This is a genomic window from Photobacterium japonica (assembly GCF_050337005.1).
Classification (GTDB): Bacteria; Pseudomonadota; Gammaproteobacteria; order Enterobacterales; family Vibrionaceae; genus Photobacterium; species Photobacterium japonica.
Genome location: NZ_JAKJSN010000034.1, coordinates 40,359 through 61,422 on the forward strand (window position 1 = coordinate 40,359; position 21,064 = coordinate 61,422).

General features: G+C 49.6%; 16 protein-coding genes. 6 read left to right on the plus strand and 10 right to left on the minus strand.

The features are described from left to right. Positions 1-3 precede the first annotated feature (3 nt). The 3 genes from L4C36_RS14275 to L4C36_RS14285 all read left to right on the plus strand — a co-directional run bounded on the left by L4C36_RS14275 (position 4) and on the right by L4C36_RS14285 (position 5,270). Entirely contained in the window at positions 4-1,809 is a 1,806-nt protein-coding gene (locus tag L4C36_RS14275; RefSeq protein ID WP_428478471.1) for an ABC transporter ATP-binding protein, read from the plus strand. An 85-nt stretch (positions 1,810-1,894) separates the two neighbouring features. Next, the gene (locus tag L4C36_RS14280) at positions 1,895-3,730 is read left to right on the plus strand and encodes an ABC transporter ATP-binding protein (RefSeq protein ID WP_428478484.1); all 1,836 of its coding nucleotides are present in this window, start codon (positions 1,895-1,897) and stop codon (positions 3,728-3,730) included. Positions 3,731-3,767: 37 nt separating this feature from the next. Continuing rightward, complete coding sequence (locus tag L4C36_RS14285; RefSeq protein WP_428478485.1) at positions 3,768-5,270, plus strand: glutathione synthase; 1,503 nt, start codon at positions 3,768-3,770, stop codon at positions 5,268-5,270. A gap of 181 nt (positions 5,271-5,451) precedes the next feature. On the opposite strand, the gene iadA is transcribed toward L4C36_RS14285, so the two are convergent. Next, positions 5,452-6,588, minus strand: coding sequence for a beta-aspartyl-peptidase (gene iadA / locus L4C36_RS14290; RefSeq protein ID WP_428478472.1), 1,137 nt, complete (start codon positions 6,586-6,588; stop codon positions 5,452-5,454). 291 nt (positions 6,589-6,879) lie between these two features. On the opposite strand from iadA, the gene L4C36_RS14295 reads away from it, so the two are divergent. Beyond that, positions 6,880-7,854, plus strand: a complete 975-nt coding sequence (locus L4C36_RS14295; protein WP_428478473.1) for a LysR family transcriptional regulator — start codon at positions 6,880-6,882, stop codon at positions 7,852-7,854. Positions 7,855-7,907: 53 nt separating this feature from the next. After that, a complete protein-coding gene (gene sigZ, locus L4C36_RS14300; RefSeq protein ID WP_428478486.1) occupies positions 7,908-8,450 on the plus strand; it encodes an RNA polymerase sigma factor SigZ in 543 nt (180 codons plus the stop codon). A 47-nt stretch (positions 8,451-8,497) separates the two neighbouring features. Here sigZ and L4C36_RS14305 read toward each other — a convergent pair whose 3' ends face one another. The 8 genes from L4C36_RS14305 to L4C36_RS14340 all read right to left on the minus strand — a co-directional run bounded on the left by L4C36_RS14305 (position 8,498) and on the right by L4C36_RS14340 (position 18,688). Further along, positions 8,498-10,105: a sulfatase family protein gene (locus tag L4C36_RS14305; protein ID WP_428478474.1), complete on the minus strand. Its 1,608-nt coding sequence runs from the start codon at positions 10,103-10,105 to the stop codon at positions 8,498-8,500. Between the two features lie 34 nt (positions 10,106-10,139). Further along, positions 10,140-11,372: an anaerobic sulfatase maturase gene (locus L4C36_RS14310; RefSeq protein WP_428478475.1), complete on the minus strand. Its 1,233-nt coding sequence runs from the start codon at positions 11,370-11,372 to the stop codon at positions 10,140-10,142. A gap of 341 nt (positions 11,373-11,713) precedes the next feature. Continuing rightward, a complete protein-coding gene (locus tag L4C36_RS14315) occupies positions 11,714-13,588 on the minus strand; it encodes a hypothetical protein (protein WP_428478476.1) in 1,875 nt (624 codons plus the stop codon). Between the two features lie 304 nt (positions 13,589-13,892). Continuing rightward, a complete protein-coding gene (locus tag L4C36_RS14320; RefSeq protein ID WP_428478477.1) occupies positions 13,893-14,090 on the minus strand; it encodes a hypothetical protein in 198 nt (65 codons plus the stop codon). 194 nt (positions 14,091-14,284) lie between these two features. Continuing rightward, a complete protein-coding gene (gene yidA / locus L4C36_RS14325) occupies positions 14,285-15,109 on the minus strand; it encodes a sugar-phosphatase (RefSeq protein WP_428478478.1) in 825 nt (274 codons plus the stop codon). A 176-nt stretch (positions 15,110-15,285) separates the two neighbouring features. Beyond that, entirely contained in the window at positions 15,286-17,523 is a 2,238-nt protein-coding gene (locus L4C36_RS14330; RefSeq protein ID WP_428478479.1) for an FUSC family protein, read from the minus strand. Between the two features lie 2 nt (positions 17,524-17,525). Continuing rightward, complete coding sequence (locus tag L4C36_RS14335) at positions 17,526-18,449, minus strand: HlyD family secretion protein (RefSeq protein WP_428478480.1); 924 nt, start codon at positions 18,447-18,449, stop codon at positions 17,526-17,528. Positions 18,450-18,469: 20 nt separating this feature from the next. Continuing rightward, positions 18,470-18,688, minus strand: coding sequence for a DUF1656 domain-containing protein (locus L4C36_RS14340; RefSeq protein ID WP_428478481.1), 219 nt, complete (start codon positions 18,686-18,688; stop codon positions 18,470-18,472). 171 nt (positions 18,689-18,859) lie between these two features. Here L4C36_RS14340 and L4C36_RS14345 point away from each other — a divergent pair, with 171 nt between their 5' ends. Next, positions 18,860-19,756, plus strand: coding sequence for a LysR family transcriptional regulator (locus L4C36_RS14345; RefSeq protein WP_428478482.1), 897 nt, complete (start codon positions 18,860-18,862; stop codon positions 19,754-19,756). 55 nt (positions 19,757-19,811) lie between these two features. Here the strand turns inward: L4C36_RS14345 and L4C36_RS14350 are convergent, their stop codons facing one another. Further along, positions 19,812-20,486, minus strand: coding sequence for a PAS domain-containing protein (locus tag L4C36_RS14350; RefSeq protein ID WP_428478483.1), 675 nt, complete (start codon positions 20,484-20,486; stop codon positions 19,812-19,814). Positions 20,487-21,064: the final 578 nt, after the last annotated feature.

Here is a 21,064-nt window from a genome sequence, read left to right on the forward strand (position 1 = left end):
TTTATGGAATTTCTGTGGAAAATACGCGGCTACATGAAAATGTTTGCCCGACGTTATTTTATTGCCTTTGTCGGGCTGCAGGCCGTCGCCCTGCTGAACCTGATGCCACCGTGGTTGATTGGCCGCATTGTCGATGCCATTAGCAACGATACCTTAACCCGTGAGTTCTTGCTGACGCAGTTGCTGGGCATTTTTGTCGCGGTACTGGCGATGTATGGCCTGCGCTATGTATGGCAGAACCAGTTGTATGGTGCATCGGTGGGATTAACGCGGGTGATCCGCAGCCAGTTGTTTGCCCATCTAAGCCTGTTGTCACCGGCGTTTTATGGCAAGCACAGTCCGGGTGATGTCATGGCCCATGCCACCAACGATCTGAATGCGGTCGAGCAGGCAGCAGGCGGCGGTGTGATGACCATGGTCGATTCGCTGATCGCCGGTCTGACGGTGATTTTCGGCATGATCTTCGTGGTCAGCGGCCAGTTAACGGCGGTGGCCTTGTTGCCGTTCCCGCTGTTGGTGTGGGTGACCCGTAAATACGGCGTGCGTGTGCAGCAGTCGTTTGGCCGTGCGCAGGCCGCGTTTTCCCACCTGAATGAAGAAGCGCGTGACACGGTGTCGGGCATTGTGACGGTGCGCTCGCACGCGTTGGAAGCCCGTCAGCAGCAGCGTTTTGAAAAAGCGTTGGATGACACGCTAGAAGCGAACGTGGCGGTGTCGAAAGTGGATTCCCTGTTTGGCCCGACCATTCAGATGATTTACGGCACCTCGTTTGTGATCACCTTAGGTTACGGTGCGTGGTTGATCAGCCAAGGGCAGATCACTGTGGGCTTGTTCACCAGCTTTACCCTGTATTTGGCGCAATTGCTGGGGCCATTCATGCAGTTTGGTTGGCAGTTCAGTATTTTCCAGCGCGGCAATACCTCGTGGGATCGTCTGGAGAAACTGTTTGCCGAACAACCAGCAGTAACGGAAGGCGAGCACACCTTGCCAGCCAATACGCCGATGGCGATCGAGATGCAGATCAACCGTTTTGCCTATCCAGACAATGCACACGCGGCATTGGACAATGTGGCGTTTTCCGTGCCAGCGGGTGGCTTGGTGGGCATTACCGGCCCGACCGGTGGCGGCAAGAGTACGCTTTTCAGTTTGCTGTTGCGCCAATATGGCCTGACGGATGACACGTCACACATCACGCTCGGCAGGATCTCGACCGACAGCCTGACGTTCTCGTCACTGCGCGGCACCATGGCGTGGGTACCGCAAAAGCCGTTGTTGTTTACGGGCACCATTGCGGAAAATATTGCGATGGGCAAACCGGATGCATCGATGGAGTCCATCATGCATGCCGCTGACATGGCCGGTATCAAAGAAGAAATTGAGGCGATGAAAGACGGCTTCCAGACCGCGCTGAGTGAAAACGGCGGTAACCTGTCTGGCGGTCAGAAGCAGCGCATCACTTTGGCCCGAGCCTTGTTAGTGGATGCTGACATTTTGTTGCTGGACGATCCGTTCAGTGCGTTAGACATGAAAACCGAAGCCCGTGTGCGTCATAACCTGAGCACCCATTATGGCGATAAAACTGTCCTGCTGATCACCCAGCGTCTGCCAAACCTGTATGGGGCGGGTCATATTCTGGTATTGGAAGAAGGCCGCATTGCGGAGCAGGGCAGCCACAAAGCCTTAATGGCAAATCAAGGCTGGTATGCCACGGTGTATCAGCGTCAGAACCAATTGAGTCATCCGTCATCAGCCCCTGCATCAACGGCATCGGATACGGATTTGGCGGAAGCAGGAGAATGTCATGCCTAATGCTAAACAAAACACTGCACAGGCAGCGACAGCATCTACAAACAAATCGACAAATACATCGAGAAACACATCGAAAAACAAGGGAATGTTTGCCCGCCTGTTCGCTTACTCCTTGCCGCACAAAATGCGCTTTATCGCCGCGTTTGCCATGCTGGCGGTGGCGGTGACCGCAGAGATGGCCATTCCGTGGTTAGCCAAGGTGATCATTGATGAGGTGATTGTACCGCAGCAGTTTGAATGGCCGCAGCTGATGATGTTGACCGGTGCCGTGCTTGCGCTGTACTTGTTCTCGGCCACCTTCCAGTTTTTACAGGCATTTTCGTTCCGTCAAGGTGCCTTGCTGGTGGTGAATGATATTCGTCGTGCGCTGTTTAACCATGTGCTGCGCTTTCCGATCCGCACCTTTGATAACCTGCCATCGGGCAAGTTGGTGTCATACCTGACCAATGACACGGAATCACTGCGTGATATGTACGTCTCGACCGTACCGACGATTTTGCAGGGTACATTGCGTTTGATCGGTATCTTCATTGCCATTGCGCTGCTGGACTGGCGTTTGATGATGCTGAGCCTGGTGCTGATCCCGGTATTGCTGTTGACCATGCACGGTTATCGCACCATTTCGATGCCGATTTTCGACGGCATTCGTCAGCAGGTGAGTAACATCAACAACCAGATCAACGAGTCGCTGCAAGGCATGGCGTTGATTCAGGCGTTTCGTCAGGAAGCGACGTTTAAAGACAAGTTTGAAGACAGTAACCAGCGTTGGTTTACCTTCCGTACCCGTTCGATTGGCATTGACTGCTTGATGCTGGCGCCGTTTACCCGCTTAGTCGGTGGCTTGGCGACCATCGTGATTGTCGGCTGGTTTGGTCAGGCGTCGATCACCAGTGTGCTGGAAATCGGTACCTTGTATGCCTTCCTGAACTACATCGAGCGTTTCTTTGAACCGTTCCGCATGTTGTCGATGGAACTGCGTAAGTTGCAAGTGGCGACCGTGTCGGCCAAACGCATCTTTGAGTTGTTGGATGATGAAACCGATGCGCTGCACCGCGATGAGCCTGCAATTGCAAATGTGCCAGCCAATGTGTCATTCACTGAGAAGTCATCGACAGCTGCTGACACGATGTTCAGTGCCGCGAGTCATCACAATGACATTGAATTCCGTGATGTCAGCTTTGGGTATGAACCGGGGCGTAATGCACTGAACAACATTAGCTTTACTGCACAAGGTGGCAAGTTCACCGCGATTGTTGGTCACAGCGGCAGCGGCAAGAGTTCGCTGATCAATATATTGATGCGTTTTTACCAGCACCAAAGTGGCGATATTTTGATTGGCGGCCAGCCGATTGAATCGCTGCCGAATGCGCAGCTGCGTCAGCGCATTGGTTTGGTATCGCAAGACCCGTACCTGTTTAACGGCACCTTGCTCGATAATATCGACTTATCACACGGTGCGCCGAATGAAGCGGCGGCGATGGAAGCGGCGCGTCAGGTAAAAGCGTCGACCTTCATCGAACGTTTTCCGCAAGGCTATCACCACCAACCGGGTTTCGGGGGGGCGCAATTGTCGGTGGGGGAACGTCAGTTGCTGGCATTGGCCCGTGCACTGACGTACGATCCGCCGATTATGTTGTTGGATGAAGCCACCGCGAATATCGACAGTGAGTCGGAAGAAGCGGTGAAAGCGGCGATGTCGAACATGCAACAAGGCCGTACCGTGATTGCGGTGGCACACCGTTTGTCCACCATCCAACATGCGGATCGCATTGTTGTGATGGATAAAGGACGCATTATCCAGCAAGGCACACACGATGAATTGGTAAGGCAAGACGGCGAATACCGCGCGCTTTACTTCGCACAAAAAGCAAAAGAAGAAATTGAACATGAAAACAGCCACCTTGGCTTGGCCGTCGCCTGAGTTGCCTTTTTCGGCCTCGGCATTGTCGGCACCAGTGTTGTCTGCACCAGTATTGCCTGCGCCGATCCCGCCATCGGCAAGTGTGATTGCTGAAGCCAGTGAATGGGCCATGATGCACGGTGTGGCGATCAAAAATCCGGATGGCACGGCGCGTCATTGCCCGTTTAGCTTGGCGCCCATCACCTTGCAGCGTGCGGCGTTTGACCATTTGTTGACGGTAACGCCGTTGATCAGCCAGTTGATCAGTGCCGTGTCGGAAGACGCGGCGTTTGTGCAATCGGCCCTGCATGATATGGCGCAGGCGGATCCGTTTTTTGGCCGTTTGATGGCGTTGCACAAGCAGTTGCACGGTACCGCTGATGCCCCGTTGTCGCCGCCGCGTCAGCCTTTGTTATTGATGCGTACCGATTACATGGACGATCGTCAGCAAGGGGCGAAAGTCATAGAGTTCAACGGCATTGCCGCTGGCATGGGCCCGTTTGGTCAGCGTGCGACCCAGTTGCATGCGTATGTGCAGCAGCAGTGGCCGTCGCTCTATCAAGAATGGGTAGAAAACCCTGCTGCGGTGCCTGCGCCAAATGCCTGTTTGTCCCACTTGGCGGGGGCGATTGCCCAAGCTGCCGAGCAGATCAAAGCCTCGTTTGATGAAAGCGGTGATCCGCTGTTTGTGATGGTGGTGCAGCCAGATGAAGACAATGTCTACGATCAGCATTTGCTGGAAGTGGCCTTGCAGGATTTGGGTGTGCGTACCGTGCGCCGCACCTTTGCTCAGTTAGCGACAGATTTATCGACCGGTGACGGCCAGCGTCTGCTTTTGGCGCGCTTGGGCGCAGTGGATGTGGTGTACCTGCGCGCAGGGTATCAGCCGGAAGATTATCTGGTGTCAGAGGCTTCCGTTGACCGAGATAGCGAATCGGCGATGTCGATGACGGCGCTCAGCCAGACCCGCGTGTTTATCGAACAGCACCGCGTGGCGGTGAACGCGACGGTGAGCCAGCAACTGGCGACCAGCAAAGCGATGCAGATGTTGTTAACGCGTATGCCAGCCAGCGACTTGACCCATTGGGGCTTGGATTTACCTCAAGCTGAGCAGGTGAAAAGCGTTTTAGCTGCGATGCATCCGATCTCTGCTGATACCGTGGAATGGTTCATGACCCAAGCTGACCCTGCGGCGTGGGTGTTGAAAAACCAAGGAGAAGGCGGCGGTCACTGTGTGTTCGGTGAGGACATTGCTAAGATCCTGACCGCCTTGCAGCCTGACGAATACGCCGCCTGGGCGCTGATGCAACGTTTGTATCCGCATGAGCGTGATCGTCCGGCATTGGGTGTACGCAATGGTCAAATGACGGTGGTAGCGGACTTAGTCAGTGAGATTGGTTTGTTCACCGCCCATTTCAACGGCCAGCCTATGACCGCCCAGCCCATGACAGAACAGCAAGGCTATGTCGGGTATTTAGTGCGCAGCAAACCCGCCAAAGAGCACGAAGGCGGCATTCACAGCGGCAAAGGGATCTTGGATTCTATTACGCTGGTGGACTAATTCGTTAGCGGATTAGCTTGCTGATGAATTGAGGCCTTTCATTGTGTTCGCTTAAACAACAAAACCACCGTCATGGTGGTTTTGTTGTATTTGTTGGCTGAAATTAGTGTCGAGTGTCGAGTGTCGAGTGTCGCGTGTCGCGTGTCTAGGTTCTCGTTTCGAGGATCTAGGATCTCGCTCCTTACTCGTAATTCCCCTGCACCAACACTTCGCCGTGTAGCATCATGGTGCGACCGTTCACTATCACGCTGTCGAGGGTGAAGTCATCATTGAAGATACACAGATCAGCATCCGCGCCCTCGTGCAAGCGGCCTTTCTTGATGCCCAGTGAATCCGCCACGTTGGCGCTCATCATTGCAATCGCGATGTCTGGCTGGATTCCCAAATCAATCATCTTCGGTAGCATCATCAGGTTACTGTTCACATCGGCCGCCGCCATGCCAACCAGTTTGCCGGTGTCATTGAATTTTGGCAGGCTGCCATTGCCGTCAGAGCTGATGGTAATGCGGCTTGGATCGATATCCGCTTCCAGTGCATAACGTACCGCTTGCTCAGCGGTTTCAAAGCAACTGCCACCAGAGGTGATATCCATGTAGCCGCCTTTGCGGGCGAAAGCGAGGGTATCTTTAAACAGGTGCTCGTTACGCGCCACATGGGTCGGAGAGAAATGGTGGATAGGCAGACCCATGCTGAGCAGTTCGTTGATCTGTGCAAACGGGTCAGCCAAGTCACCCATGTGAATATGCAGTACGCCACGTTTGCCAGACAGCATACCGGCGATACGAATGTCAGACACAATGCGCGACAGCTCTTCAGTGGTCGGGAACGAACAGCGGTGGTCAGCGAGGGCAATTTTCACGCCCAATACACACGGTAAGAAGGTGATGTCATCACGAATGCAGCCTGTCAGGGTACGAGTCGGCACTTCGTACGATCCCGTGTGCATGAAGGTGTTGATGCCTTCGACCCGCAATCCGGCGGCTTTGGCGTATAAATCGCGCGGTGAGCGGGAGATCCCGTCTGTACCCATCACGCCAATGGCGGTTGTCGTGCCCGCTTCAATCAATTTACGCAGGGTCACTTGCGGCACGCGGCTGGCAAAACCGGCTTCACCGCCACCACCGATAAGGTGAACGTGCTGGTCAATCAGTCCCGGTGCGACAATTTTGCCGGTACAGTCGATAGTATTCACATCTTTTAAGCCGCTTACTTGCAATGAAGGGGCTATTGCCAGAATATTATTCTGGCAAAGAAGGATATCCGACTTGCCGAGTGGCTGTGGGGAATAAAGATCAGCATTTTTAAGTAGGGTAAACATAAGGGCGCTTCCATTTTCTGTTGTGTAAGCCAAGCAGGGATGAACTGCTGTCCGTTGGCATTCTGTCTGTCTCTTTCTTGAGATCGAGCATACCCCGACAGAAGTGCTGAGTATTTTCCTTTCTGGTGCTGATTTTGAATGAAACTATGCATAAAGATCATGGCATAGAGATCATGGGATAAAAATCATCGCAAAAAGCTCGATGGCATCGAGCTCATTGCATGATGATTATCGACTGCATAGTGAATAGTGTGATTGGGCACAGCGTGTGCCGACAAATGGAAACAAGAGATGGATTTTAAGTGGTTAGAAGATTTCGTGTGTTTGATGGATTTAGGCAACTTTGGGGCGGCGGCGAAAGCGCGGCACGTGACCCAATCGGCTTTCAGTCGACGCATTCAAGCCCTTGAGTTATGGGTTGGGGTGCCATTGTTTGATCGCACGTCATACCCCATCACCCTGACCGAACCGGGCAAGAAGTTTGCCCCGTATGTGGACACCTTATTGTCGCAAGTGTCGGTCACTAAAGCCGACTTTGCCGATGTGTCGCTGCAAAAAGACAACACCGTACGCATTGTCAGTTTGCATTCCTTTGCGGTGAATTTAATGCCGTCCTTCTTTCAGCAGGGGAAGGCGGATTTTGACGGCCTGAATATCGTCATGAACACCTCCATACAAGGGGTGGATAATCATTTTCAGGCGATTTTAGAAAATACCAGCGACATTCTGTTGGCCTATAACATGCAGGCCATGCGTCCTTCGCTATTGATTGAAGACAAATTCGATAAGCTCTTGGTCTTAAAAGAAGACATTATTCCGGTCGCATCACCACAGTTGTTGGCCACTCACTCTCACAATCAGCCTTTCCCTTATCTTGCCTATTCTGAACAGACGTTCTTGCACAATGTGGTTTTCCCGTTGGTGAAAGAGCGTAAGCAGATGCTCAATCAGGTGTATGAAAGCACGCTAACCGAAGCCGTGATCCAGATGGCGGTGCAAGGGTTAGGTGTCGCTTGGGCGCCGCGTTATGCCATGCGTCGAGAATTAGACGAGGGACTCTTAGTGCCGGCGTTCCCGGAGCAAGCGGCGTTGACCGTGCCGTTAGAGATTGTGTGCTACCGCGCCAAGGCGACCAGCCGTGCCTCTGTGGATCAGTTCTGGCTGGCGTTGCAACGGGTGGTGGCGCAAGAAGCGGCGAAGCAAAAAGCGGCGGCATCAGCCTGTCTCATGTCGGACGCTGCACCCAACGTCGGTGTTTTGGTATAATAGGTGGATTCTCCTTCTGTACAGCCAGCATTGATAACGATATGAGCGACATCCTGACCATTGAAGCGATTTGGCCGAAATACCGCGCCAGCCTGAAAGCCTTTTTGCATACCAAAGTGGCCGATCCAGATGATGTGGACGATTTGCTGCAAGACATTCTGATCAAAACCTATCAGCGATTGGAGGAGATCCGCGATAGCAGCAAAGTGAAAGCATGGATTTTTCAGGTGGCGAACAATGCGATCATTGATTTTTACCGAACTAAAGGCCGCGCGAAAACCTTGTCGGCGGAAGAGTTGTGGTTTGAACAAGATAATCCCAGTGTCCATGAGGAACTCGCCACCTGCTTAATGCCCTTCATGCAGGCATTGCCAGAAGACGAAGCGGAAATGCTGACAGCCATTGATTTGCACGGCCAATCACAAAAAGAGTACGCGCAAGAGAAAGGGATCAGCTATTCCACCCTGAAATCCCGCGTACAAAAGAGCCGAGAAAAAATGAGTGGCTTATTTCAGGAGTGCTGTGAATTGTCGCTAGATACCCGTGGCAATATTATTGATTTTGATAAGCGCGATAAAAATTGTAAAGAGTGTTAGCTAAAAAGAGGGCACCGCACTAGCAATGCCCTTTTTATTTAGCTCGTTTACATTGACGCTGATTCCGTCAATACTTGGTATCGATCTTGCCCCCATGCGATAGGTTTGGGTTTAGTTTTTATCCATTCATAGAATGCACCACGTAACTCTGCGACTTTTTGTGGGTTTTTGACGGCGATATTCTGAGACTCAGATGGGTCGTTGGCTATGTTATACAACTTGACACGATTTGAACCATCATCATAAAAATGTAATGACCACTCTTGATCTCTAACAGCCCATGCCCCTTTGGATAATTTTTCTAAATGAGCGTTTTTAGCTGGTTTATCTGATTGATATGTAATCCATCGCCAGTAGTCATACCAAAATGACTCATTTTCTTCACTGTAGTGCTTAGCGCCAGGGCCTGCCCAAAATAAATACTCATGCGGAGATTTTTCCGTTTCTCCTTTCAGGATCGGTAAAATGTTTTTCCCATCAACCTGCATATTATCTGGAATGTGAATACCTGCTGCATTGAGTGCTGTGGGTAAGATATCAAGAGCAGAAATTAGTGAATCACTCTTCCCGCCTGCAGAGATATGTTTTGGCCAATGAACGATAAATGGGACTCTCAGTCCCCCGCTGTACATTTGTCCTTTAAAACCTTTGTCCATACCGTTCATGGGCATTGGGGATTCATGTACAGCACCATTATCGGAAAGGAAAAATATTAATGTATTCTCCAGCGTACCTTGTTCTTTTAGTGTGTTGATAATTTGACCAATGCCCTCATCAGCAGCGTTTACCGAGGCAAAATATTTGTCGGCTTCCAAATTACCGGTATCAAAACGATTCATATATTGTGCAGGTGATGCCTGTTCAAGAGGTATATGAGGAACACTGTATGCAAGGCTAATAAAGAACGGTTGAGTATTTTTATTATTGATGAAATTCACAGTTTCTTTGGTTAAGTTATGTGTAATGTATCCTGGTGCGGCAATTCTTTCTTCATTACGGAAAATCGAACGCGTGTCGTACAGTGCAGCACCTGAGCTGTAGTAACTATAGGAGTAATCAAATCCTCTTTGGTCTGGGCGGTATCCTTCACCCGGAAAGGGGGTTTGGTTATCATGATAATCACGCGTCCTGTCTGATGGGTCTAAGCGGTCTTTATGAACAATTTTTGCATTATGCCATTTACCAATGTTTGCGGTTCGGTAGCCATTTTCTTGGAATAGTTCAGGCAGTAGTTTTATATCTAGAGGGATGCCACTGACAGCATCATCGTTACTATATGTACCAAAGCTTGTTGGATGGCGTCCGGTGAAAATACCTGCACGCGAAGGGCCACATACTGGGTGAGCAACATAGGCTTGGGTCATTTTGATCCCGTGCCTCGCCATTTCCGTAACGTTTGGCATGGCTTTTTCTGCGGCAGCAACCATTTTATCGTATTCACCATGATAACGAGGTGGAACAGGTCGCTTCTCCATTGCTTGTTTATTTAGGGTGTCCAACGTGAAGTCTAACTGTCCTGTACCAAGATCGTCCATGATAATGACAAGAACATTCGGTTTTTCGAGTGATTGCTTAGCAATAGCACCCGTAGATACGCTAAATAAAGCAGCGGCCACCAAACTGGCTACCAATGTTTTTTTTGATGCTTGTTGCATATTATTTCCTTATGGTTGTGTAGGGTATTAAATGTCACCGCATAGCTGATATTTCATATGCGGCATCGCGAGCATTAGATCCTTGTTTAATCGCATTGCTTAACATATACATGGCTGGTGCTGTATGTCTGAAGATCGTACGATACGAATGGCAAAAATAGTTTTGCTTATGTTTTTGATTGGAAAGAGTAACAATTCGATGCTTAGGGCACCCACCAAAACAAAGTTCACGAACTTCACAAGATAGGCATTGATCGGTAAGGTTTTTTGATTTATTTAAGCCGAACTCTTTTTGTTTATGGCTTAACGCTAAAGAACGGAGTGTTTTATTATGAATGTTCCCGAGGCAGTTTTCAGCGTAAACAAAGTGGTCACAGGAATAAATATCACCATTAGATTCAACGACTAATGATTGACCACAATTTTCAGATAACACACACATTGAAGCGGATTGGCCGAGCCAGCGAGCAAGAATGGAATCAAATAGTCGGATAAATACGATTCCAACATCATCTCGTAACCATTCATCAAAGACTTCTATCATGAATCGGCCATAACCTTCTGGCGGAGCGGAGAACGAAGTAATAGATAGAGTGTTATGATCCGAATTAAAGCGTTTTTTATTTATGAGTTCTGTTTGTTGCTCGATTACGGGAATAAACTGTAAGTGACGGGCACCTAATGATTTAAGATAATGATATGTTTCTTTACCATTTGACCAATTTTGGTCATTTATGGTTGTTAGTGTGTTAAATTCAACGTTATATTTTTGAAGAAGTTGTAGAGTTTTCTTTATCCGTTCTGATGTGGGATTTCCATTGCAGTCGATTCTATATTTATCATGATTTTTTGGTATGCCATCAATAGAAACACCGAGTAAAAAATTATGCTTTGAGAAAAAATCACACCAAGAATTATTTATTGAGTAGCCATTGGTTTGAAAGCTGTTAGTGATTTTTTTGCCATTAGAATACTTTGCCTGTAGTTGCACGACATTTCGATAGTAATCTAATCCAGCCATAGTGGGCTCACCACCTTGCCATGAAAAATCGATAGTCTCATTAGGTTGAGACTCAATGTACTCTCTTATGTATTTTTCTAACGTATTGCGATCCATTCTCGTTGTTGTTGTTTTTCTATAAGATGGATTGCTGTCATGGAAGACGGTATGTTCCTTCTCGAGGTAAAAACAATATTCACATGCCATATTGCATGAGTAACTGACAGGTTTTGCCATCATATGAAATGGCTGATAATCCGTGATCATCTATGTTCACTCAAAAAAATCGTAGGATGAATAATAATTAACTATGGGAAAAACTCGCAGATAAAGATCACAAAAATAAAATGTCATTTTAAAAATAAAGGAATTATGTTTTTATTTTGATCTAGATCTCTGTCTTATGATCGTCATAAAATGAGGAGTGATAGCTAGCGCAGGCTGTTGGTCGTGGGTGTTATGAGTTAGATGCAAAAAATCACTTTGTTGATGGGGTAGAGGGAATGGTTCTCTAGTCAATTAACCGAGATGGCTATTGCGAAACCAGCATCATTAAAAAAGGGCATCAGTCATGATGCCCTTTTTGCTATCTCGCCGAAACGAAAGGGCTATTGCAAGCTATTGTAGGCACTGAAATCAAAGCCTCTGGCATTGAATGTTTTGCCTTTTTCATTCTCGATGAGCAGTTCTAAACTGTGATCTGGGTTTGCCGTATTTCTTACCAGTAAGTAGTCCTGATATTTTTGACGGAAGTATTCCAGACCATTATTGGGGGTAAAATGGTCAATGAGTTGGTGGTTGTCGTCATACACAAACACAGACGCTGAAGTAAATCGGTTGCGTAGCTTTACCTTAACCGTGAGTGGTTGATCACTTTCTGATGCGCGAATGGCAAAGCGATAAAAAACGCCATTGTCAGCCGCATCCGTGGTGTGAGCGTTTCTGTCGGAAGGGAAAAATGTGGTGACGTTCCCACTGTGACTTTGCTCAGCGAGGGTTTCATTGCCCGTGAAGGCTTTCAGTGGCAGCACAATATGGTCATCTAAGACAGTGAAGGTGAGCTCTTGGAAGGTAGGACGTTGTTCTAAAAGGCAATCCGCAATGTGTGCGGCAGTAAAGTCGTGACAGTTTATGCCACTGAGCGTGTCGATAAAGGGTATGTCTCTATCTAGATCAAAGGTTTGTATCTCATTGAATTGGGAAGATAAAAATTCAATGGAAAAAATAGCAGGGTTGTCGCCATACGCACTGATATCTTGGATGTCGTGGATTTCAGCCAGACAACTCATGTTATGAGTGGGGGTATGGGCTTCATTGATAAAGGCGGCGCGTTGATAATCATGATTAAAATCTGCACTGCGGTTTAATACATCGTTGTAACAGGCTTGTTTGCTGTCACTCCACGGGAAGGCGGGGTGAGCATTGTGACTGTCACCCAGATAGTAATGAGCCGTAGTGGTGGTCGGGAGAGGTGAATAGATATACCCGGACACTTCCCACCATGTGCGTAGTGTGAACGCATCACTGGCAATCGATGGGATCAAGCATGATTCGTCACTGTTACTGAAGGCTTTCAGGCTGTAGTAGGTACCACCTAATTCACGGCATTGATGTTCACCCAGTAGACGAGGCTCACTGGCGACATAACGCTGCATAGGGGGAATAGGGGCGATACCGGTTGAATCTTCTAAGCTCGGCGGCGTTAATACAATCGTGCCATCAGCTTGTTCGGTGAAGGTAACGGTTTTATGTTGTGGCTGCCTTGGGTCTTCAGCAATCGGAACCGAATAAAACCCTTCGGTTGTCGCGACCTGCATTTCTGTATGATCAGACACATAACCATACCAATGGTGTTTTCCGTTCACGGGCACTGAGGATTTTGTCATGGGGTTACCGCCGACGGTGGGTGTGGTGATGAGCTTACCTTGGTCATACAAAATAGGGGAATCCGGCAAGGTGACATAATGCCATTCGGTGTTGGCCAGATAGACAGGGATCGGTGCATTGCTGCGCTTTATCGGTACGGCATGAAGCGTATGGCAATGCGCATCGCCAGCGTCACATTGCGCGCGCTCGACAGAGGTGACGGTGTAATAGCTTTCGCCCACGGCAAACGTGGGGCTGGTTACCGTCACGGTGGCTTGCCCGACAATGTCTAACGTGACCAGTGTTTCCCCATTATCGGAAAAGGATTGCGAAGTCAGTGTGTAGTTTTCGCCGCCGTCAGTGCCTTCATCTACCTCAATAAGATAGGGGTCAGTGCTTAAAAGGTGTTGGTAGCCATTGGCATCGGTTTGCTGCACCAGATTGCGTGCTTGTAGCGCGGCTTTCTGTACCGGATCCGTTGATTGATGGATCAGTTTAATTTGCACCGAAGAGGGGTGAGTTTCATCGTTTTTATCACCGTCCGATGACCCTGAACCACAGGCTGTTAATAACAAACTTGCTGCTGATACGGCCAGCAGTGATTTTATCACTGTCATAGTGTGAACCTCCTTGTAAACCCGGCCTACAGCGGTAACCCATCCAGTGATGAACGGGTAAACGACCCAGAGGCAGAGGTGAAAACAGTATTAGGGATAAGTAGCCATGAATGAGCGCAGTCATCATGGGAACGATGGTATGGCAGGAGGCGAAATTACCATGATATCAATGGCTATAATTTGCACTAAATATCAAAGTGATAGAGATATTTCTGTTCATCGAGTGAGGTCACATAAAAAAGGCATCGTCTAGACGATGCCCTTTTTTCGTTTGGGGGATGGAAAATGATACGCCGAAGTTAAGTTAAACATCGGCGGTATCCGCCCCTTCTTTGTGAACGCGTATGTCTTTATGAGTGCGGTGACAAAAGAGTTCAGCGGCACATTCTGCACAACGGAATTTGAGATAGTCTTTCTTTAAGATTTTATCTAACAAACTGCGGTGGATTTGGATCAATACGGCCTTTTGATGGCAAGACGGACATTCTTCATAGAACTGCATGGGTATACCTTAAGATATCAAACAATACGCTAAGCGTATTGTTTCACAGTATTTGGGTATTTATGAGTGATCAATGTCTCAATTAATCATGCAATACATGTATGTAAGTGTGATAAGTGACCAAGTCGCTCGAATACTTTTATCGCGGGCTGTGACAATAAGTAAAAGGCGACTTGTCAATGAGGCTGGCGGGGTTATGGTGTCGCTGACAACGGAGCCAAAACAAACTCTTCAATCACTTTGGCCACACCGTCGTTATCGTTGGTGTCGGTGATGTGATTAGCGATCGCTTTAATGTCATCGGTCGCATTACCCATGGCCACGCCTAAACCGGCGTAAGCAATCATATGGTGATCGTTACCGGCATCCCCCATACAAATCACGTTTTCTGCGCTTAGGCCAAGGTGTTCAGCCAGCATAGCCACACCGGTACCCTTGTTGCTGTTGGCGTTCATCAGTTCTAAGAAGAACGGGGCGCTTTGTACCACGGTGTACTGCTCGTATAAAGACGCGGGTAGCTGTGCAATGGCGGCACTTAATACCTCGGGATCGGCAATCATCATCACTTTAATGATTTCTTCGTCATCACTGAGTGTGTTGAAGTCGACTTCGGTAATGGCCACGCCATTGATGTCGGATTCGTGCTGAGTGTACGGGTTATTTTGTGGGGTGATCAGGCCACGCTCTGGGCTGAAGGCATGCACGAAGGTGCCAAAATCGTTGGCGAGGCTGGCAATGTTCTTGGCATCGCGGCCTGTCATGATTTGCTTGCGGATCACTGTTTTGCTGGCAATACGCTGTACCAGTGAGGCGTTGTAGCTCAGCACGTAGTCGTTTTCGCCGCGCATATCTAATTCATCAAGATATGCTGTCATCCCTTCCAGTGGTCGGCCAGAGGCCAGCACGACGTGGACACCTTGTTCGCGTGCAGTCTGAATCGCTTGCTTAGTGCGTGGGGAAATAGCCTTCTGCGAGTTAAGCAGGGTGCCGTCCATATCAAGGGCAACCAATTTATACATGTGAAAATCCATGGTGATACTGTGTGAAGGTGGCATCTTATACCCAAGCCACTACAAGATGCTAGTTTCCAGACAGAACGCATCCGACATCTGACTTTTTCAGGCCATGGGGAGGAAGGAGGACCCCTCCCCATCGGGGGATTTGACGAGGCGATCATGCCGCGTTCCCGCTGGGATTACAGCGCAAACGGGGTCTGTTTTAGCACGGTAAGACGGCAGGCATTTTGTTGGTCATAGAGTGACTGACAGGCATCAATCCACTGCTGTAGGGCAATCAGCAGGAGGAAATCTGCCTCGGCCTGTTCCGGGGTCAGTGACAGCAACAGCATATCGTCAGGTGTGCAGCGACTTAACCGGCGCGTCAGTGCCTTCAGGCGTTGCTGCGTGCTATCAGGCAGCAAATGATGCGTTGGTGCTGCCGGTGATGACAAGCCAGTTGCCAGCATCTGTAAGGTGTCCTGAATGATGCCGTTGATAGCCTGTGAGGCGGCATTATGCTGTTCTGGTTGCGCCAACCATGCCCGGTAGCTGTCTTCAAATGCCCGGTAATGCAGGCAAACCCGGTAGGCTTGCGCCAGCATGGTGTGTATCGGTGCCGCATCGACGTCTGGATAGGTCGCCAGATTGATGCGTGAAAAGGCCATTTCCGCCTGAGCCACACTGCGCAACGGTACCGGTGTCCTGAAACACAGCGGCTGTGCTTTCCCTTTTGCTAAACGTTGCAGCCTTGCATTGAGGCCGGTACGGAAATAGCGCAACTGACGGATAAACACATGCTCTGCCTGACCGGAAAACAGCCCGTGGTTGACCAGAAAAATGACAAACATCGACACCCCAATCAGCAGTAATTGCAGAAGGGCTTGCTGAATGTCAAAACGCGGGGTGAGCTGCATCGCGCCATTGGTCATCAGGACTAAATGTTGTGCGCCGAGTAAACGCATTAACAGTTGTTGCGGTTGCGCAAAGATATACCAGATGGCAAAGGTATTTACGAAGTAAAAGGCCGCAAGCTGCCAGATTTCGAAAAACAGCGGCATGATGAAGACGTATTGCGCCAGCATGATGACGGACCAGCCCACCATGGTGATCAGCAGGGAACGGGCGTTGGCAAAAGGCAGCGATAAAATCACACTGCCCAAGATGGCACCGAGCAGCAGTACCATAGGGCCACCCGGCATCGGCACCGCGATCCACAGTGCGGTACAAATACCGATGATCACACTGATCTTCAGCGCGTGAATGGCATTTTCCGGGTTCAGGTTCCAGCGTGTTTTTTTCTGTACGAATGCATGAGATGCAGAGGAAGTGGAAGACACATGGCGCTGGCGCGGCGTTAATGCCGTATCATCCAGCGCTTGCTGCAAGGTCGCGACAATTTTGCCATGTAACACATCCATCTTGGCCAGCAGGCGCGCTAACTGCATCAAGGCCGCATGATGCTGGAGTGAGTGTGTTTTTGTATCGCATGCCGACGGATAGGGGGTGGAATCCTGCTCGGTCGAATCCAGCGCTGCCAGAGTGTTAAGTGGCGACTCACCAACGTATGTATGCGTTGGATCGGATGCGTGTGCCAGCAGGGCTTGTGCCCAGGCGGCACGTTGCTGGCTGCGCATCAGAAACTGCGCTGACAGTTGATAAGTGCCGGTGTGTGGTTCGAGTGTCGGCAGCAGAGGCAGGGTATCGGCCAGATGTCCGCATAACATGGCCCACTCATTGAGGTGTGTCAGTAAGGCCTGCCAGTCTGCGCGTTTGGCATGGATAAGGTAGCTGTCGGCATCGGCCGCTTGCAGCAAGTCATCCAGACGGGTCAGGCGTTTCATGCTCTCACTCAGTGCTGACGGTGACAGCAGTGTCCCTTGTTCGGCCAGTGTGGTGATGGCTCGCCCTAACAATTGGTGCTGTTCGGTAAAATACTGAGTCAATGTCGGATACAGAACACGGCGGCTGGAGGCTGGCCACAACACGCTGAATACCAGTGTAAAACTCAATACGCCCAGTACGGTTTCCTGCATGCGTAGCACTGCTACCGAAAAGGTCAGATCCGGTTGCAGTTTCCCCATCACCAAAATCAAAGAACACACCATCAGGCTGATGCTCCACACATAACCATGGTGAGGGTGGGTTTGGTGATACACACAAAATGCCGCAAACACAGTGTAACTGAGCAGCAGTAAGAGAGGCTGTTGCGGAAACAACCCGGCTAACACAATGGCCATGACCACGCCAAACAGCGTACCGAGCAAGCGGTGACGACCTTTACGCAGCGAATGACCGGCCGTTTCGGTGGCAGCCATCACAATCACGGCAAAGGCGGCCCAGTATGGACGCTCCCAGCCGAGCCACAGGGCAGTCACAATGGCGAGACACAAGGCCGTCGCCACCTTTAGTGGTAAGCGAGCACGTTGGCTGATCATAGTTACTCCTGCCAAGCGGCAAGCAAGCGTTGAATGCCTGCGGTGAAAGAGGTATCCGCAGGGGAGTGTTTATGGATGATGATGGAAGCTGTCGCGCCGACACGCAGTTGAATGTCTGCTGGTACTTGTTCCAGCGTTAGTCGAACCGGGATGCGCTGTGCTAAGCGGATCCACTGAAACGTCGGGTTCACGTTTGGTAACAAGGAGACACCGGTACTGCCATCGGTTTTTGCAATGCCGTAGCCAATACTGTCAACGTGCGCCGCCAGCGGTTGATCCGGGTACGCCATAAATGTCACGTGGGCGTGAGTGCCTGCTGTGACATCCCGAATATCGGTTTCTTTGAAGAAGCCTTCAATCCAGAAACTGTGCTGATCGATCAGTGCCACCACGGGTTGGTTTGCTACCACTTGGCTGCCTACGTGCAAGGTGAGGTTGGTGATGAAGCCATCCACCGGGGCTTTGACGGTAGTGAAACTCAGATTGAGCTTGGCTTCTTGTAACGCGGCTTCTGCCACCATCACGCCAGCCTGAGCGGATTCGACAGCAGTATGGAGTTGGTTCAGGGTCTGCCGAGGGATGGCGCCGGGTTGACGGTGAGCCAGCGATTGGCCGCGATGGGCTTCATCCTGTGCTTTTTGCAGTAGGGCACGCGCCTGCGCCACACTGGCTTTGGCTTTAGCGACGAGGGCGTCATAGGTGCGCGGATCAATCTTGAATAACACGTCACCTGTTTTCACCAACATATTGTCATGGATCGGCATGGCAACGATTGGGCCAGTCACGCGCGGGGTGATTTGTACGATTTGGGCGCGGATCTGTCCGTCACGGGTCCACGGGTTGTCGAGGTATTGTTGATATTTCCAGCCAATGGCACCCAGTGCGGCAGCCACAAAAAGCAAGGTAAGCGTAAAACGTTTGATCACAGAAAGGGCTCCAAGAAAACTCAAGATGGAAAAAAGACGGTGCCGATAAACAGGGCATAAAGAACGGTGAGTGACAGTTCGACTAAAGGGGGGCTGACAATGTGGCGAAACCAGCGAAAGCGGTTAAGCAAACGCACACTTAATGAGGTGCAAATTAGCCCTAACAAGGCGGCAACCAATAACGGGGGGAGATAAATATCGCCGATGGCAATTTCTTTGGGGATCGCGGCGAGTGGCATGAACGTTCTCGTTATACACGCAGACAAGCGTATGGAGTGAAAAGGAAAGTGTGATCTTAATCACCTTGGTTTGGCAGATAAAGAGGCGCAAAAGGAATACACTCGAAACGCAGGGTTTCTAATGTGCTACGCTACTCAGCGCTCAGTGTTGATAATTGAAGTGGGTATAGGATGGATAGATTAACCAGTATCGAGGTTTTCGTGCGTGCGGTGGCGCTAGGATCGTTTGCTGCCGTGGCGGAAGAGCGGGGGATCAGTGCGCAAATGGTCGGTAAACATGTGCGAGGGCTAGAGGCCGACGTTGGGGCGACCTTGCTAGCGAAATCAACGCGCTATCAGGCACTGACTGCCGCGGGGGAGCAGTATCACGCGCGCTGCTTGGTGGTACTTGCCGAGTTGAAAGCCGCACAGGAAGACATTTATACCCACCTCAACGAGCCGTGCGGGCGATTGAAGATGGCATGTGGGGTGAATGTGGGTATTTCGGCACTGGCGCCGTTGTTGGCACGCTTTCAGCAACGCTATCCGCAACTAGAGATTGATCTGACGTTAGATAACAGCCCGCCGGACGTGAAAAAGGAAAGTTATGATGTGATTTTCCGAGAGCGGGTTGACGGTTATGAGTACTTGGTGGCGACCAAGCTGTGCAGTTACCCTATGGTGTTATGTGCGACGCCGGATTATTTACAGCGCGCCGGTATGCCGCAGCGACCGGAAGATTTAGTGCACCACCCGTGTTTGCAGAGCCAATCGCCTTTAACGTTAAAACATTGGCGATTTTGGTCGCCGGACGGGTACATTACCCCGCCGGTTTCATCGCGTTTGACGATGAACAGTGGTCAAGCGTTATTGGCGGCGGCCCTTGAAGGGAGTGGTATCACGTTACAGCCGATGTTTCAGGTGGCAGACGCGTTGAAAAACGGTGAGCTAGTGGCGTTGCTGCCGGATTACCCGGTGCCAGAAGTGGATTTGTACATGCTATACAAACCATCAATCCGTCATACTGCCCGCCTCACGTTATTGATGGCATACCTGCGAGAGGCTGTTCGAGACGCGCAGCCGTCATGATTTTTGCGTAAAACCGGCGGGCCAAAGTATGCACAATGCAGAAGGTATTGCCGGTTTATGCAACCGGCAAAGTATCAATAATGATAGAGACTGGATTTTTCACCAGCTGTGCGGGGAACAGTGTTAGCCAACCGTGGGCTCTAGCATACTCGACCAGTGAAGCTCGGTTAGTGACGCCATAGGGGGAAAAACGCATAATTAAATTGGCAATTTGCTTTTCTACTGCTTTGGGTGTGCGGTGGATCAATTGTGCGATTTGCTTGGTTGGTCGGCCCCTTAATAGCCAAAAAAGCACGATTTCTTGCGCCGGAGTAAGGGTTAATGCATTTGCTCCGGTGGCGGTAGAAAATGACGCATTCTGTTTGCCTAACGCGCAACTCTCTGCGAACGTGGCAATATTGATCAGTGACTTTAAATTGGCGGCTTGAAACTGAATTCCCCACACATCACCGTTAATGATAACGGGACGTTTACTGAAAGTATAAATGTCATGACCATGCGAATAATGATGAATATCAATGGTGGTCACGGTTTTGTTTTGTGCCATCGCTTGTTGATCTTGCTTAACAAACTCAGCAGCAAACTGTGCTGTATCACATGGCAGCTCACCATCCGTTAAACCTGCGATATCGTTAGGGGCGTTTACCAGTTTTCGGTAAGCCTCGTTCGCATAGGCGAAATACCCATCTTTAGACTTGAGGCCTGCAGGGGTGGGGACGGTCTCTAGCATGTGAATAAGGACAGAGAGATATGTATTTTCGTCTATTTTCACTGTTCTATTTTATCAACTTGGGATTAAAAGAAAGTAGGGGAAACTCCCACTTTTTTATTCCGAACGCGTAATGCTGATAGGGTGGAATATGCACACTGTTTTGTGAATAGGTTATCGCTTTGATTCAAAGAGTCAGACAGCGCTATTGGTTCCGTTGCATAGTCATTCAGGGTGTCGATACAACAGTGTATAAATAACATAGAAGATTTTTAGTTGTCATTATTTTTATTGTTAATTTTACGCAGCTAACACTAAAGTGGTATGCGCAATCGATGTCTTTTATCGAAATAGTCGATGTGTAGGTTTTATTATTGATATATTTAAAATGTACATTTTAAGGGTGTGAAGTAAATATGACGATATCAACGTAAGGGGTTGGGTGTTAAGCTATTGATCTTAATGCTTTAGTGTTTATTTGGTGAGCGGGCGTCGGTTACCTTTTTGAAAGCATAAAATCGCATTGAAATAGGCCGGTGATAAGCTGTATTCGTACGCGATCAATAAAAAGCAGTGTGATGTTTTTGTCTTCCTTATAT